This window comes from Undibacterium sp. 5I2 (genome assembly GCF_035019605.1).
In the GTDB taxonomy this organism is placed as follows: domain Bacteria; phylum Pseudomonadota; class Gammaproteobacteria; order Burkholderiales; family Burkholderiaceae_D; genus Undibacterium.
In genome coordinates, this window is the sequence record NZ_JASJVS010000001.1 from 1 (window position 1) to 15,075 (window position 15,075).

The 15,075-nt window shown below is 45.9% G+C and carries 15 protein-coding genes, 1 tRNA gene and 1 pseudogene; 4 read left to right on the forward strand and 13 right to left on the reverse strand.

Annotated features, from left to right (window positions below; all coding sequences use genetic code 11):
* Nucleotides 1-95 precede the first annotated feature (95 nt).
* A pseudogene (locus tag QN359_RS00005) lies at nucleotides 96-200 on the forward strand (IS110 family transposase); the annotation flags it as partial.
* A gap of 288 nt (nucleotides 201-488) precedes the next feature.
* Here QN359_RS00005 and QN359_RS00010 read toward each other — a convergent pair.
* The 11 genes from QN359_RS00010 to QN359_RS00060 all read right to left on the reverse strand — a co-directional run bounded on the left by QN359_RS00010 (nucleotide 489) and on the right by QN359_RS00060 (nucleotide 9,378).
* Nucleotides 489-1,376, reverse strand: coding sequence for an Abi family protein (locus QN359_RS00010; RefSeq protein WP_322249215.1), 888 nt, complete (start codon nucleotides 1,374-1,376; stop codon nucleotides 489-491).
* 193 nt (nucleotides 1,377-1,569) lie between these two features.
* Nucleotides 1,570-2,388, reverse strand: a complete 819-nt coding sequence (locus QN359_RS00015; RefSeq protein WP_322249216.1) for a hypothetical protein — start codon at nucleotides 2,386-2,388, stop codon at nucleotides 1,570-1,572.
* Between the two features lie 415 nt (nucleotides 2,389-2,803).
* The gene (locus tag QN359_RS00020) at nucleotides 2,804-4,090 is read right to left on the reverse strand and encodes a type II secretory pathway protein (protein ID WP_322249217.1); all 1,287 of its coding nucleotides are present in this window, start codon (nucleotides 4,088-4,090) and stop codon (nucleotides 2,804-2,806) included.
* Nucleotides 4,087-5,157, reverse strand: a complete 1,071-nt coding sequence (locus QN359_RS00025) for a zonular occludens toxin domain-containing protein (protein WP_322249218.1) — start codon at nucleotides 5,155-5,157, stop codon at nucleotides 4,087-4,089. The genes QN359_RS00020 and QN359_RS00025 overlap by 4 nt, the downstream gene beginning before the upstream one ends.
* Before the next feature lie 8 nt (nucleotides 5,158-5,165).
* The gene (locus QN359_RS00030) at nucleotides 5,166-5,453 is read right to left on the reverse strand and encodes a DUF2523 family protein (protein WP_322249219.1); all 288 of its coding nucleotides are present in this window, start codon (nucleotides 5,451-5,453) and stop codon (nucleotides 5,166-5,168) included.
* Between the two features lie 7 nt (nucleotides 5,454-5,460).
* Nucleotides 5,461-6,864: a hypothetical protein gene (locus QN359_RS00035; protein ID WP_322249220.1), complete on the reverse strand. Its 1,404-nt coding sequence runs from the start codon at nucleotides 6,862-6,864 to the stop codon at nucleotides 5,461-5,463.
* 159 nt (nucleotides 6,865-7,023) lie between these two features.
* On the reverse strand, nucleotides 7,024-7,242 hold the full coding sequence (locus QN359_RS00040; protein ID WP_322249221.1) for a hypothetical protein: 219 nt from the start codon (nucleotides 7,240-7,242) through the stop codon (nucleotides 7,024-7,026).
* 50 nt (nucleotides 7,243-7,292) lie between these two features.
* Entirely contained in the window at nucleotides 7,293-7,574 is a 282-nt protein-coding gene (locus tag QN359_RS00045; protein WP_322249222.1) for a hypothetical protein, read from the reverse strand.
* Nucleotides 7,574-7,762, reverse strand: a complete 189-nt coding sequence (locus QN359_RS00050; protein ID WP_322249223.1) for a hypothetical protein — start codon at nucleotides 7,760-7,762, stop codon at nucleotides 7,574-7,576. The genes QN359_RS00045 and QN359_RS00050 overlap by 1 nt, the downstream gene beginning before the upstream one ends.
* A gap of 2 nt (nucleotides 7,763-7,764) precedes the next feature.
* Nucleotides 7,765-8,076, reverse strand: coding sequence for a hypothetical protein (locus tag QN359_RS00055; RefSeq protein ID WP_322249224.1), 312 nt, complete (start codon nucleotides 8,074-8,076; stop codon nucleotides 7,765-7,767).
* 21 nt (nucleotides 8,077-8,097) lie between these two features.
* Nucleotides 8,098-9,378, reverse strand: a complete 1,281-nt coding sequence (locus QN359_RS00060; protein WP_322249225.1) for a replication initiation factor domain-containing protein — start codon at nucleotides 9,376-9,378, stop codon at nucleotides 8,098-8,100.
* Between the two features lie 410 nt (nucleotides 9,379-9,788).
* Between QN359_RS00060 and QN359_RS00065 the strand changes: the two genes are divergently transcribed.
* Nucleotides 9,789-10,811 carry a hypothetical protein gene (locus tag QN359_RS00065; protein WP_322249227.1) on the forward strand — a complete coding sequence of 341 codons (1,023 nt, stop codon included), beginning with the start codon at nucleotides 9,789-9,791 and terminating at the stop codon, nucleotides 10,809-10,811.
* The gene (locus QN359_RS00070; protein WP_322249228.1) at nucleotides 10,792-11,805 is read left to right on the forward strand and encodes a tyrosine-type recombinase/integrase; all 1,014 of its coding nucleotides are present in this window, start codon (nucleotides 10,792-10,794) and stop codon (nucleotides 11,803-11,805) included. Before QN359_RS00065 ends, QN359_RS00070 begins: the two co-directional genes overlap by 20 nt.
* An 82-nt stretch (nucleotides 11,806-11,887) precedes the next feature.
* Here QN359_RS00070 and QN359_RS00075 read toward each other — a convergent pair.
* Nucleotides 11,888-11,965 (reverse strand) — tRNA-Ile (locus QN359_RS00075).
* 85 nt (nucleotides 11,966-12,050) lie between these two features.
* Nucleotides 12,051-14,297 (reverse strand): RNA polymerase sigma factor RpoD, encoded by a 2,247-nt coding sequence (rpoD, locus tag QN359_RS00080; RefSeq protein WP_322249229.1) that lies wholly within the window; start codon nucleotides 14,295-14,297, stop codon nucleotides 12,051-12,053.
* 187 nt (nucleotides 14,298-14,484) lie between these two features.
* Here rpoD and QN359_RS00085 point away from each other — a divergent pair, with 187 nt between their 5' ends.
* Nucleotides 14,485-14,949, forward strand: coding sequence for a hypothetical protein (locus QN359_RS00085; protein WP_323493167.1), 465 nt, complete (start codon nucleotides 14,485-14,487; stop codon nucleotides 14,947-14,949).
* Nucleotides 14,950-15,075 lie beyond the last annotated feature (126 nt).

Sequence of the window (15,075 nt, forward strand, 5' to 3'; positions counted from 1 at the left end):
CGCGCAGCTGTGGCAGAAACAGGCACTATCTTAAACTCTTTGAATAATTGTCTGGACTTAGGGGGCCACTTTATTGAACCGAGGGAGGCATCACCATGAAGGTTACAACAATCGGCATGGATTTAGCAAAATCTGTTTTCCAGTTTCACGGCATGGATGCTCACGGCAAGAGCGTACTGAAGAAACAGTTGAAGCGAGACTGTTAATTTACATCTAAAACTGACCCACCGATTTCAGGGTGCGCAAAAATGAAAAAAGCCCCGACGATTTCTCGTAAGGGCTTGATTCAATGACTAAAATTCTGGTGGGCCTCCCGTGAGTCGAACACGGTACCAACGGATTATGAGTCCTTACCATTGCGCTACAATACTTAACTATACATTACTAAACAATGATTTAGCGCACATCATCTACCATTGCACAGGTGTTATATAACAATGCGGTTGAACCTTCGTTGACCCTACATACTACTCACTAGCTCCGCCCCACTACCAGCCAACGGCACCAGTCGGCCAGTTGTTCGGAAAACCCAGTTCTTGCATCAGCCCCATCCCGTACTTAACCTTCAGATCAACGAGACGTTGGCGAAACGTCGTATTGAAATCAATCGAATCAAGCAACACATGCACAACTGTAAGGGCTGCATATACCGACTTATTGTCCGAAAATTTGATACTCTTAGCTTTAAGATTCGTTGGCCCAACACCGAGTTTCTGCCCCAAGAACCTATCATGATGAGCGGCCATGTTGCGCAATACTGTTAATGTGTGCAGCCAGCTTTCAAAGACCTCGACTTGTCCAATACCAAATTTCGCCGAAATAGATTTCTTATCACTTGCATCTCGCAACATTTGATAAGTTTTCGACCACATCCCTAGCGTTACGCATTCACTCATTGCCCAACTAGGAGGCAAATATGGATCATCATACTCATCATAGTAAGCCTTGATGAACCGCTTGTCCCCTGATCTAGCAACCTCACTTTCAATCTTGGACAGCATTTGTCCGACACCAAATTTTCGACCTGGTTTGAACAAGGAAGTGTCTAAGTACCAGTGAGGCGTATGCTTAAGACTTAAAAAATTGCACAACGAGCTACGGATAGCAACCTCCAACCGTTCAACGGCTTCAAGAATAAAGGCTCGAATTTCGCGATCGAATTCATACCGGTCGCGAATCATCTCAAAGGTCGTGTTGGCCTTAAACTCATTGGAAATCGGATCAACGAAATGGAACCAGTAACCTTTGAGCCTGTAATGACCAACAAAAGTGATGTACTGCTCAGCAAGCTTAGTGTCTGCAACGGCCAGCTTCTGCGCAATTAGCTTCGCTAGCAAAGCGGCTGGGGGTTTCGCAGTCTTGGAAAATGTTGCCAATTGGCGTCCTGGAATAGAAAAGTCGCCTTTTGCACGCCCTCTTTCGAAGGACCTTCCCCGTTGGAGAAGACGTGTGGCGACTGTGTTGATTCAATAATACTTGATATTGACAGCATCGTCAATATACGCAGCAATGGCGGCCCAAATAAAGCAAAAACACGACCTCATGAAAATCCTAGTAAATTTTACACAGTTACTCCAACCGAAGCGTAAAGAAGCCAAGATTTTCAACCTCGACATACTTTTTCCCATTCTGGGACATACGCAATGTGCCAAAAACCAACGCATACGCGCCGGCAATGTCTTCCTCATCGCCAAGGTTAAATCGTTCGTAAGCTTGATTAACAAGTGCTTCGCCAATTACAAGACTCACGTCGCCTTTACCACCGGAATTGAGCCACAACGAACCATTTTGTCCCATGCGCGCGTCCGAAATCATTCCCCAGTAGCCGCGATATTTGCCGTCATGCTCTGACATGATTGATGCGAACGGAACAAAAAAGTCTGCGACACTGAACTCCCCAACACCCGAAATTTCCAAAATCTGCTGTGAAGTTCTGAACTGTTCAGATACGACAAGATTGCGAAGAATTGTACTAAGACGCCTGTGCATAGTAGCATCTGGTCGAGCCCCGCCACCAACATATCGCCCGCCACGGCCGCTCGGATTTCCAATGGCATCTGGGTCGTTATGCCTGTCATTCTCCAGAGCTCCAAAATTAAAATCAACCACTATACGTTGACCAGGGTTATCAACAGTGTCTTGATCATCACCCTGCCCGTCATCACTTTTTTCGTATTCAGGGGCCGCTAATGAGCATCCGATTTCGTGAGGTCGAGCTCCAAAACACGCCGCTTGACCGCTTCGCGACGCTTTACGAAAAAATGAAGGTCCACCACAATTAGGGCAAACCAAGAATTTACGCTTTTGAGCAAGATCGCTCGGCAGCAATATGGAAAAACGAGTTGCTTGATAAACCACATCATCCAACGTACAACGTGCTACGTCCATCAGTGCTCTCCCAAAAAGTTAAAAATGCCGCCTGAAAAGGCAAGGCATTCACGATCCTACACATAAACCGAAAACCAATTATTGCACATAATGCAAGATTTCACGGAGTAATGCATTATTCCTCATGGAATTATTTTTACTGAGTTTGACTGTCACCATAAAATACTCGAACAGTGAAAATCAAAGCCCCCCTTCATTGATCGACTATTTGTTTGCGGCTGGCATTGTCACAGGCACGGACGACACGCCTAAGCCCTTGCATGGTTTGCATTCGACCCAGCCACTCAACCCCGGCCAACCTCCTGTTCCACCGCACAAGCTACATTCCATGCCGTCATCCGTAAGTTTTTGAGTATCTTCCAATTCTTTATCATTACTGGCAATAACCACAATACACTCCTTTAATTTAAATTTACTACAACTGCTGTATTTGCAAAATTAATAAAATTTCCGAACGGCTATTATCAGTGCCTTTCGTATGCATAAATTTAGGTAAAAATGACAAACCATCATGTGTGCCGCTCTCTTTATTTTCTGTCAAACCGCCCAGGATAATCAAATCACCATCTTGCATTGATACAGTGGTCTTTAGCGCACGCTTGATCAGCGTAGGCGAGTTATTTACGCCGGTCGTTGTCGTAACGAAATTCGAGAGTTGTTGATCTATATTCAGATCGATGACAGATTCATGCACAACTGGCTGAATATCAAATAACACGCCCGATGACCGATATTCGACAGATTGGACAGCCTGCCCTGCACCAGTAGGATAAGAAATTGCACCCAGAACTGGTACATCTTGGCCTACCGAAAAGGTACCTTTTGAACCCGAGCGAATTCGAAGAGACGGCGAAGAAACAACTTTAAACCTGCTGTCACTAGAGAGCGCTGAATAGATCACATCAAGCGTAGCATTTTTAAACTGTACGAAGTTTCCTGTATTCATCGCGGCACCAATACCAATATTTAATTTTCCGCCTAAAATATTTGTGAGAAGACCAAATGCAGAACCGTCTTTTTCACTTGTACTGACCTCATAAACCACGCTACGAACTAAAACTTCACCGGTTACAAAATCAACTTGTGGAAGAAGTTTTTTCAGTCTTTCAATCTCTTTTCCCGGTCCTGAAAACATAAGAATATCAATGCCGCTCTGATCAATCAGCGAAGCTGCAGAACCACTCGGAACACTTGTTTGTACTTTGCCTCCGTCCGGCGCTGCGATTGCATGATTAACCGAAAAAGAGCCTTTAAACAAAGGCGATAACAAGCGTGCGAGATAGGTAACCTCGCGGAATTTAGGACGATATACGAACGTATCTGGCTCAATTTCTGCCTTTTCATCAACCTTGCGCTTCGCCACAAAATCAATTCCGCTATGAGATTCCAGTGAATAGCCTAGCGATTCAAGAAACACTTGAAGAAAGATTTTTAAATCTCCCTTGTCGTTCGCATAGCGAAAAGATACCAGACGTCCATCAGTTAAAATCTCTGGATCAAGTACGTAAGGAGTTTTTAACGCTTCGCTATAAATCAGTTGAATGACCTGAGCCACGCAAATCGACTGAAAATCAAAACGTGAAACCTTTGAGGTTTGCACATACGGCCTAGAAATATTTGCAGGATTAGAAATTGATTGCACCTCCTGAGCCGACGATAAAACAGACGACAACAACAAAACGACGAAAAAAATATTTTTCATTTTTTTAACTCCTGCAATGCAGAGTGAGTATCAAGAGCGCCGGACCATAATGCCACCCGTTCGCCATCAACTTCACCCACCATGCTAATTCCAGTATTTTGAAAAGAGGATGGATGTTCAACGCGAATACGTCCCGAGGAATCAGCGATGACAATATAAAACCGTTCGCCGGCTTGAAAGTTTCCGACAATGCGCCAAACTGATGAGACGCCCTGAGAGCCATTTTTATGATCGTTTGCAGAGATTGGTGTAACAGAACTCAATTTATCGTCTTGAACGCCTGATTTGATGCTTGTAACGATCTTCTTCTCATAACGAGAAGCATCAAAAAAATGCAAAACACCGTATAACCCAATACCGCCGAGAAAAATAATTCCGGTAGCCATAGCCCACAGCTTTTTTGAATTCAAAATATTTTGACGTTTATCAACCTGTAATTCCTTGCCATTCCCACCAACGTAAGAGGAATACAAAGGAAAAATAGCTGGATCATATTTCTTGTTTTCGACAGACACACGACTTTTCACAGTCTGTTTATAGCCCTCCCACATTTCCACCCGATAAATCTTACTCAATCCGAGAGACTTGATTTTCGTTGTTCTAAAACTCAACTCAACCACTACTTTTAACTGCCGATGTAAATCAGAAATGTCCTGCACCATCAACACTAAATCGCAAGAAACTTTCGACACCTCGTCAACATAGTGACGATGCTCACGAAAAAATATTGCATGCTCTTTCAAAAGCTTGCAATCGGTTCCCCAAAATCGCCAAGCTTCATCAATGCAAACCATGTCTCCAGGCAAGCAAAAAGTTTCCTCGTCCGATCCACACGGTAAAAAGGTAGATTTTTTTACGTCATCGTTGGTGCAATGAAAAACATTCCCTAGCTGGTCTAAGTCCACACCCCATTCTTCGCAGCAATACGCTCGGCACGCATCGTTATCAATACCATCGACGTTTGTAACAACACGCCGACCAGCACACAACGCAGGAAGAATTACTGACACCACACATTCAAACGATTTCCCTGATCCCATTAAACCGGTATAGGCATTAATTGGCATAAATAACCTCAACCGATTATCGGCAAACGACGGATTAGGAACCGCGTGGCGTAAGCAGAAACCACAAGGGACAAACCTGCCTGTAAAGCGAATACATCCAAAAAGTAAGCTGTATTTGCGGCAATACTTGAAAGGGCTCCGTTCAACGAAGATGATGAAGGTAATAAGTTAGTGATGACTGAAACAAATTCTGTCGTAATAAAATACAGCCCAAAGAAAACGACAAATTTCACGAGAACGGAGCGCACTAACCAGGCCAGCGCGGTATTGAAAACACTTAATACGATTCCGAACATATAAACCTCACGCAGAAAGAATGATTAACAGGGCTAGCAAAGAAAAAGCCAAGACCATCGCGGCATGAATAGTCGAACGGTTGTTGTCCAAAATCGTGCAGTGCGCCTCCATCGTTTGGGTATGTCCAAAAAGATCTAACGTTGGCCGAGGACAGACTCCCGCAGACATGGTCGGCGAATAGCTCTTAAGGTCTGGCAACAAGTTCATGATTGGATTTAAAATCATTTGAGCGGTAGGAGTCGCTTCCAAAGTTGGCGCGCCAACACCAGGATCAGAGCCAAGGTTCTGTAATGGATTTGCAGAGGCAGGATTAGTTGCATTAGGATTTGGTGCAGTCGTGGGCTGCAAAGTGGCCGATGCTGGATTGGATGGCAACGTCCATGTATCTATCACATTTGATGCATGAGGCTGTGCAACCAGATCGCCAACTGTTGGCCAAAGCGACGGATTTGCTTGTTGCCAGGTCTGAGCTTCTGTAGCAGTAATTGGATTACCTGAAGGATAGGGAAAGCCGGCATATCCAGGTTGTGAAGCGGCTTGCTGCCAAAGTGTGTTGGCTAATGCAGCGACCAACTGAGGATTTACAGCTTGCGCCTTCTGAACGTCCGTTAAAGTACCTGCCGCTTGCCCGATGGTCTGACCTGTAGCGACTTGTCCTGTAGCATAAGAAAACGCCTTACAAGATGAACCTTGATAATACTGTCCACTCGGACAAACTACAGCGCCATTACTAAGATTGACATAAATAGTTGCACCGTTCGCGTTGGTCCCAGTCTTCAATTTATAGACAGTCGAACACGTGTACATTGTGGAACCAGTTCCGCTAAAAGCGCAGGTTTTTGAAATCAAATTTATATACGCGCTACCGGAAACAGCCAACACATCGGCGATTGCTTGGCTTGCCATGGCATCTGGACTTGAAGAACAGCCACCACCACCGTTATTAGTACACCAAACTGAACCAATCCCAATAGATGTACCGGGAATTGAGTTAGTGTCCGAACCAGGCGTAATAACATCGACAGTTTTATTTGAATTAAATAGCCAGTTCACCAAACCATTCAATGCCAAATTGACGGTATATCCGACCACAGTAGATGCAGCTGCAAATATAAGTAATGATCCCCAGGCCGGCGCTGTAATTCCAGCTAATGTCACAGCGCCCGCTCCAGCGACAGCTCCGGCTGCCGATGATGCAATATTGACTGCAGAGCCAGACATAGCTGATAAAGTCGAATATGTTCGAGGATCATTGGGAACATAACCACGATTCTGCAATGCAGTTTGTGTCGTTCCGGATAGCGCCCGATTCATGTTCCAGTACGCAGCATCACTTGCCGTTAATGCCCACGATTTCAAAGGCAATAAGGCGATCAAAAAGCATAATTTCAATATGAGTAACTTACGCATAATCACCCTTCCAAGCCTTGAATAACTGCCCATGCGCAGATAATGCCCCAAGCAAAAACGAACAAGTACCAAAGTTGTGTTGCTGTCATATTTATCTCCCATAAAATAAAAAAGGGCAGAGCATTTCTGCTGTGCCCTGTCAATCAATACGGGCTAGTATTAACCGCCACGCAGCATGCCAAGAACGATTTTTGCAGCTTTGATTGATACATAAATTACTGCCAGAACAGCCGCTACCGCCATCACACCTGTTACGACATCTGCAGCAGTGAACGCCGAAGTAACTGGCGTTAAATCAACAGCAGCATTCGCAACGCCAGCGCTCATCGCAATAACGGAAGCTGCAACCAATGCGATTTTGTTTTTAAAAGTTTTCATAAAATTTCCTTCATTAAAAAATATCGGAAGCCGTCCGACTCGGTTTGTTATTAACCCTTGCGGATTAAATTTAGAACTACACCAGCACCACGTGCCACTAGGAAAAATAGCAGCACAAAAGAAAATCCAACCGAGAAAACAGTGGCGACTGAAGCCGGGTCAAGTGGCTCCAGTGCCATGTCAAAATAATTTGCGCTTGCTGGATCAATGACATAGGCGATTTGCATTACAGGTTTTTGCTTCACGCCGCCAACGCTTGAGCATGGCGCGACAGATGCACCGCTAGTCACCGGAACGCAAATAATCACGTTTTGCAAAGAGCCTGTAGCCATTAGTCTTCCTCGAAAAATGAATGCAATCTAAAGCCTTCTGTGCAGTGAACATGCGCGGTTTCAATAGCAGACTCCTGATCATCAAAACGCCCTGCTTCATCAAACCATTGCGTGTAACTCACATCGCCAAAATGAGGGCATAGAAACAACGCGCTTTCTGTGTCCTGAACAATGAAAACGCGCCGCATGATTAGGCCGCTTTCGGTTGTTTGACCATCTCAATTGGCTTCAAATCAATCAACTGAGTTTTCTGAATTTTTCCTGTCGTAACAATTTCCAGTGTCGCTTCTGCCATAAACGGAAACGTCAGATGTTTGTATTTGGCATATTCATCCGACATACCAAAAGAATATTCAACGGCAGAAAAACCTTTTGCATTTCCTTTACTGTCATCTAATCCAGTCTCGACATAGATTTTTGTGCTGTCATAACCGCTACCATTTTCAAGAGTGCCTTTAGAGGCTTTCATACCGAGTACTTTGATTTGTGAAGTAAATTTCATGATGCTTTTTCCTTTTGGAATTTAATGTGTATGACTACTGGTAAAGCCAGAACCATCGGTGTAGCCGTAGTCCGATGTGGCGAATTCATCCGCAAATAAAACGTTGCTTCTTATTGGTTGTTTGTGCAGAGGCACAAATATTTGTGGTGCGACTTTCGCTAGCCGCTTAGGCCATTCGTCCTCATCAGATTGAAGCTGATTGATCAGTTCTTCGTCTGAATCAACCAAGCCACGCAACACGCGGAGATACTTACCAAATTGCGTTTTAATGATTTTTTTGGACGCTTCCACAGTAATTTCCGCGCGTTGCCGCTTGGTTTCCATTTTCTCAGCTGTACTGTCCCGAAGATTGCGCAACCATGGGTATTGGCAGAAAAAGGTTTCTGGCATCAGCAACACATCCAAAGGGATGATCGTGTCTTTATTTTTGATTTCCAATTCGACTCGCACCCAAGGCGAACTTGGGTCACCTAACTGTCGGCCTTTGTCATAGCGACGCAAATACAGGTCCGAAGTACGAACTCCAATAGCATCGGTTATGCCGGCCTGCAGGCCACGGTTCGTATGAATGCAGCCATACACTTGGTAATTCGGCCAAGCATCTTTTGAATTAATGTGGCGCTGTTGGCGGACGAATTCACCTCGGTGATATGCCTCTTCAAATTCGTCATGTGTCGGTCCATCGGTGTAATAGTCGGCGGCAATATCTACGCGACTAATCCGAACATCTGCACCATGGTCATTGAGTTGATTTAAGAATTTATGTAATTTTTCTGCTGCATCCGGATTGGCATTTAACCAACCGTCACCTGAAATCGAGACTAAAAAACGGTTATTACGATGACCAATGCAAAAAATTCCCATGTTGTCACCAATCACGAAACTTTCTTTATGAAAGTGCATGCCAAAACCGTTCTTTTTACTAATCCCAAAACCATCACCAAACATGTCATGCAAAATTAGTGAGATAGCGCTTGCGATGTCATCATCAGTAAAAGCTTTATAGCCATTGAATCTAAGAAAAGCATCAACATTCGCAGTGAACGTAAGCCAGTCAATAAATACCTTACTGTTTGATGCCGCACGCTTTGGAACTTGTTTTACCGCACCATCTGCCAACACTAGATCGATGTAATCTTGTTCATGTACCCCTCTATTAGCTTGGAGGGGTTCAGCGCTTGGCGCAAACGCTTGTTTTTTAGACGACGCAACCCGGCCCTGCGGCTGTCCGTCCTCGCTGTCGCTGCGGGCGGGCAGGCGCGTGCCGCGTTGGTTGCGGAGATCGTCGTCTAAGCGTTTCATCTTGCTCATTTGAAGCACCCTGAATCAACTGAAAAAAAACGATTTACGCCAAAGGAAAGATAAAAAATAAAAATACTCATTACGCGAACTCCTTTGCTAAACATTGTTTTCTTAGAAGTTCAATGGAAATCAAGGTGTATTTGCCAATTTTTACTTGAGGAACAAGCCCCTTATTGCACCAGCCAATAATGACGCCAGGTGGAAGTCCAACCATGTCAGCAAAACGTTCACGCGAAACCACCGGCGATGGATAATGAGAAAATGCCTGTATTGGAAATTCAGGTCTGGTGACAAAATTCGAAAAAGCGTCCAAAATATCAACCCTCAGCTATAACATTACCCTAGAAAATTCATATATCCTAATTTAGGACAAATGAACAATATAGGCATTAAACCTCTATTGGAATACTATGTCAACAACTATTGAAGATCGCGTGATACTTTTACTTCGCGATCAATCTGGAGAATTGGAGCCCGACAAAAAAAAGGGGGTTATCGATAAAATAAAATCGGCAATAGGAAGTGACGCACAACAGCCTCAAATCGGAGGCCATGGCTTTTGGGAAAGGCTTGGATTTTTTACAGGGATTAACTCTAAAAGATGGCGAAAAGTCTATGCAAGAGATCAGCGTATAACTTCAGATATGTTTCAAGCACTCGCCCAACTTTTCCCAGATTATGCATTCTGGCTTAGCACGGGGATTACCGATGCGGCCAATGGTCATATTGCACCATACACTGCACAAATATTTCCAGAGCGAATTTATGAAACATCGTATGCAGCGCACCAATATTTCACTCATAGCCTTAATTTAGCCCAAACGTTATATAAAGAAGCACAAGTAAATACTAATGACGAAAAAGAACGAATGTATGCAGCAGAAAGGACTCGCCCTTTAGCTCACTGGTGGGATAGCCCTCTAAGCGATGCTGCATATAAAATTGCATCTTCTGAAGAATACGATTATTTAAAAAAACTTTGGAATGAGCGGGAAGAAGAACGCAAGGAAAATATTGAACGTATTGCAGCACAAAAACAGAAACCATTAGTAGCTCAAACCACAGAAAAAAATTCGTCTAATCTTAGAATTACACCAATACTCGGTATTGATCCCAGAACTCAACATCAAAATCGTTGGGATTTGTTTTATCGACCAAAAGATTTGCAAAAATCGAAATTTGCTCTAAGCATATTAAATATTCCATTAACACAACTCACAGATGAACAATTCAAAAGTATTGCCGAAATGTCACTTTCAGATATTCAAAAATATTTAGAGCATCATGGAATAAATGAGAACTTAGTTTTCCCAGTCATGCAAGGAGGACAAATTCGCTACAACGAAGACAAACTTACCCCAAACGAAACTGAGAGACTTGAAAAGCTGATGATTGAACACAGAAAGCGTAATAATGGCAATCAAGCAAAATAAAACAAAAACTGCTTGGCAAGTCAATATTCAACCAGGAGGGCGAAGTGGAAAGAGAATCAAAAAGACCTTCCCAACCAAAGCTGAAGCACTAGCCTGGGAACGTCACATTCAGGCAAAAGTGCAAGAAACACCCGAATGGTCACCGCAAAAAAAAGATGCTCGTACACTGTCCGATCTTGTCGATATATGGCAACGTCATCACGGCTCAGGGTTGCGGGCCGGAGCTGATACATATCGCCGCTTATTGGCAATGTGCACAGCAATGGGAAATCCTCGCAGCGACCTTTTTACAGCAGATCAGTTCGCTGAATATAGAGCGAAGCGTATTAACGATGGCGTGACTGCCAATAACATGAACCGCGAGCAATCATATTTACGAGCGGTATTTAATGAATTAATTCGACTCGATCACTGGAAGAAAGAAAATCCATTACAAAAACTGCGAGCATTCAAAATCCAGGAAAAAGAGCTTTCATATCTCGCGCCTGAACAAATAACAATACTATTAGCCGAATTAAGCCAGGCGCAAAATCCGCATGTCGCCCTGGTAACGAAAGTCTGCCTATCAACGGGCGCCAGGTGGGGAGAAGCTGAGTCATTACGGATATCCCAAGCCCGTAGCGGAGTCATTCAATTCGTTCAGACAAAATCGAGTAAAGCACGTGCTGTCCCGATCACGCCACAGCTCGAAGAAGAACTAAAAAAACACCATGATAAATACGGTAATGATGAACGCTTATTCACAACGGCCTACTCAGCATTTAGGGATGCATTAAAACGAACCGAGCTAAAACTGCCGGCAGGCCAAATGACACATATCCTGCGCCATACGTTCGCCAGCCATTTCATAATGAACGGCGGGAACATCCTGGCATTGCAAAAAGTCCTTGGTCATCACAGTTTGGCCATGACCATGCGGTACGCCCGTCTGTCACCAGAGCATTTGCAGGAAACAAGAAAACTGAATCCGATTAGTGCTTTAAATCTTGGTTGAACTTCCGTTGAACCTTTGACGAACGCAGAATAAAAAAAGGGGCTACGAATAAACGTAACCCCTTGTTTTTAATACTAAATTCTGGTGGGCCTCCCGTGAGTCGAACACGGTACCAACGGATTATGAGTCCGCTGCTCTAACCAACATGAGCTAGAGGCCCATTTTTTTTCAACGATTTTTTTGCGCGATAAGTTGCATAAAAAAACGCGGTGCTGCTGAAAAAAAGCAGCGCCAATTATAACCTATTAATTCCCTTCGAGGAAGCTCTTGAGCTTATCCGAACGTGACGGGTGACGCAGCTTGCGCAGCGCTTTGGCTTCTATTTGACGAATGCGCTCGCGCGTGACGTCAAACTGCTTGCCGACTTCTTCGAGCGTGTGATCGGTCGACATTTCCACGCCGAAACGCATGCGCAAGACCTTGGCTTCGCGTGGGGTGAGCGAGTCGAGCACATCTTTGACGACATTGCGCATCGATGCATGCAAGGCCGCATCAGCCGGTGCCAGGGTGTGGTTGTCTTCGATGAAATCGCCGAGATGCGAATCGTCGTCGTCGCCGATCGGTGTTTCCATCGAAATCGGTTCCTTGGCGATTTTCATGATCTTGCGGATTTTATCTTCCGGCATTTCCATTTTGATCGCCAAGGTGGCCGGATCCGGCTCTACCCCGGTTTCTTGCAAGATCTGGCGCGAGATGCGATTCATTTTATTGATCGTCTCTATCATGTGCACCGGAATACGGATGGTGCGCGCCTGATCGGCGATCGAACGCGTAATGGCCTGACGTATCCACCAAGTCGCATAGGTCGAGAATTTGTAGCCGCGACGGTATTCGAATTTGTCGACGGCTTTCATCAAACCAATATTGCCTTCTTGGATCAAGTCGAGGAATTGCAAGCCGCGGTTGGTGTATTTCTTCGCGATCGAAATCACCAAGCGCAAGTTGGCTTCGGTCATTTCGCGTTTGGCTTTGCGGGCCTTCATTTCACCGGCCGACATCCTTTTATTGATGTTGCGCAGATCAGGCAAAGGCAAGACCACGCGCACTTGCAGGTCGATCAGTTTTTGCTGCAGTTGCTGTACCGATGGCACGTTACGGCCGAGTATCGCGCTGTAAGAATGACCGGCATTGACTTCGCCAACCACCCAGTTGAGATTGGTTTCATTGCCCGGAAAAACTTTAATGAAATGCGAACGCGGCATGCCGCAGCGATTGACCGCCACTTCCAGAATTTGCTTCTCGATATGGCGCACTTCATCGACTTGGCCACGCAAGGTGTCGCACAGTTTTTCGACTACTTTGGCGGTGAAACGGATGCCCAATAATTCATTGGAGATGGCTTCTTGCGCCTTGACATAGGTTTTCGAGTTGTAGCCTTCTTTTTCGTAAGACTTGCGCATCTTATCGAAATTGACCGAGATGATTTCAAACTTGGCCAACGCATCGCGCTTCATTTGTTCGAGTTGTTCCGACGAGATCGCAGCGGCGCCGGCAGCGGCGTCTTCTTCATCGACCTCTTCTTCTTCCTCTTCGTCTTCCTCTTCTTCGGCATCTTCATCGACCACCACCACTACCGGCGGCGCAACCGGTGCGGCATCGTCGGAAGCATTCGGGTCGACCAAGCCATCGACCAATTCATCGATTTTAATTTCATCGGCGGCGATACGGTCAGCCGCCGCGAGGATTTCCGCGATCGTGGTTGGGCAGGCGGAGATCGCCTGGATCATGTCTTTGAGGCCTTCTTCGATCTTTTTGGCGATGACGATTTCGCCTTCGCGCGTCAGCAGCTCAACCGAGCCCATTTCGCGCATGTACATGCGCACCGGGTCGGTGGTGCGACCAAAATCGGAGTCGACCGTCGACAGCGCGGCCTCGGCAGCGGCTTCGACTTCATCGTCGTCGGTGGTGACGGTGACGACATTGTCGGATAACAGCAAGGTTTCGGCATCAGGGGCTTGCTCGTAGACTGCCACACCCATGTCGTTGAAGGTACCAATGATGCCTTCGATGGCTTCCGGATCGACGACGTTTTCTGGCAAGTGATCGTTGATTTCAGCAAAAGTCAGGTAGCCGCGATCTTTACCGAGCTTGATCAGGGTTTTGAGCTTTTGACGGCGGCGTTCGAGTTCTTCTTCGGTCGCTTCCGGATCGGACGAGAACGCATCCTTGAGCAAGGCTTTTTCTTTGGCTTTACGGTCTTTCGCTTTGGCCTTGTCGATCGCCTTCATTTCGGCACGTTCAACCGCATTCAATGCCGCGATTTCTTCGTTTTCAGGCTGGTATTCTTTCGGCTTGCGGCCGCGACGACCAGGCACTTTCACGCCGGGCAAGACATAACCGGATGTATCGATGGCGGCCAGCACGGCAGCGTCAGTCGTTTGGCTGACGGTAGGCGCAGAGCCATTCTTGATTTCCTGAACTTCAGGAGCAAGTTTTACTGATTTCTTGGTAGGCTTAATCACTGTCTTTGCATCGGTTTTGTTAGTTGTCACGGAAGCTTTCGATGTTGCGTGAAGCACTGGGTTGGCCTGAGGCGACTCCGTTGCGGTTCGCGTTTGCTTACCTGCAATCTGATGAGTTGCGCCATCCGCAACTTGCTCATCACTTTTTCTGGCTTCAGAGGGCGCGCGGGCTTGCGCCTTGGCCGGCGCACTACCAGACCGCACCGGCTTGCTCACCTTGGCGGCCACAGTAGCGGGCTGCTGGGGCGGCGAAGCCGAGGTTTTTTTTGCACTACCGGCTGGTACCGCTGCTTTCGAGGCAGGCGCTGCCGACTTCGGTGTTGCGCTTGCTTGGTTAGCAACACTTGCAACTGCGACTGGTTTTGTCACAGTCGGTGTTTTGACACTTACTACTTTGGCTATCACTGTCTTGCTGGGCTTTGTTGCAGCAGCAGCGACAGTTGCATCTTTCGAAAGCTTCGCTGCAGTGTTTTTCACTGCCTCGGGCATCGGGGTTTTCGCGGGTTTCTTCATTGCGCTAGCCATTGAATCAAACCATCCGGAACTGAGTAGCTTCCCTGATACAAAAAGAAAAAAGCAGGTCATTCGACCCGCACACGGCGCTAGCCGTTTTTCATTTCAGGTGCCACAGTCTTCAGTGCCAGTGTTTTGGGTTACTCGGAGGAGTGTCAAACTCACCTAAACAACACATTCCATGCCAAATCAGTCGATTGAGCACAGAATGAAACAACCTAAGACTTTGAATCGTAAGCCTTTAATTATACCACGCAGTGAGGCTTTTCTCTAGCCCGCACCATAGCAAAAGGCC

Bases quoted from the DNA above. Each gene is read 5' to 3' on its own strand.
- QN359_RS00065 (WP_322249227.1), top strand. From the start codon at position 9,789: ATGTCAACAACTATTGAAGATCGCGTGATACTTTTACTTCGCGATCAA.
- QN359_RS00020 (WP_322249217.1), bottom strand. From the start codon at position 4,090: ATGAAAAATATTTTTTTCGTCGTTTTGTTGTTGTCGTCTGTTTTATCG.
- QN359_RS00015 (WP_322249216.1), bottom strand. From the start codon at position 2,388: ATGGACGTAGCACGTTGTACGTTGGATGATGTGGTTTATCAAGCAACT.
- QN359_RS00030 (WP_322249219.1), bottom strand. From the start codon at position 5,453: ATGTTCGGAATCGTATTAAGTGTTTTCAATACCGCGCTGGCCTGGTTA.
- QN359_RS00060 (WP_322249225.1), bottom strand. From the start codon at position 9,378: ATGAAACGCTTAGACGACGATCTCCGCAACCAACGCGGCACGCGCCTG.
- QN359_RS00035 (WP_322249220.1), bottom strand. From the start codon at position 6,864: ATGCGTAAGTTACTCATATTGAAATTATGCTTTTTGATCGCCTTATTG.
- QN359_RS00045 (WP_322249222.1), bottom strand. From the start codon at position 7,574: ATGGCTACAGGCTCTTTGCAAAACGTGATTATTTGCGTTCCGGTGACT.
- QN359_RS00055 (WP_322249224.1), bottom strand. From the start codon at position 8,076: ATGAAATTTACTTCACAAATCAAAGTACTCGGTATGAAAGCCTCTAAA.
- QN359_RS00050 (WP_322249223.1), bottom strand. From the start codon at position 7,762: ATGCGGCGCGTTTTCATTGTTCAGGACACAGAAAGCGCGTTGTTTCTA.
- QN359_RS00070 (WP_322249228.1), top strand. From the start codon at position 10,792: ATGGCAATCAAGCAAAATAAAACAAAAACTGCTTGGCAAGTCAATATT.
- QN359_RS00040 (WP_322249221.1), bottom strand. From the start codon at position 7,242: ATGAAAACTTTTAAAAACAAAATCGCATTGGTTGCAGCTTCCGTTATT.
- QN359_RS00025 (WP_322249218.1), bottom strand. From the start codon at position 5,157: ATGCCAATTAATGCCTATACCGGTTTAATGGGATCAGGGAAATCGTTT.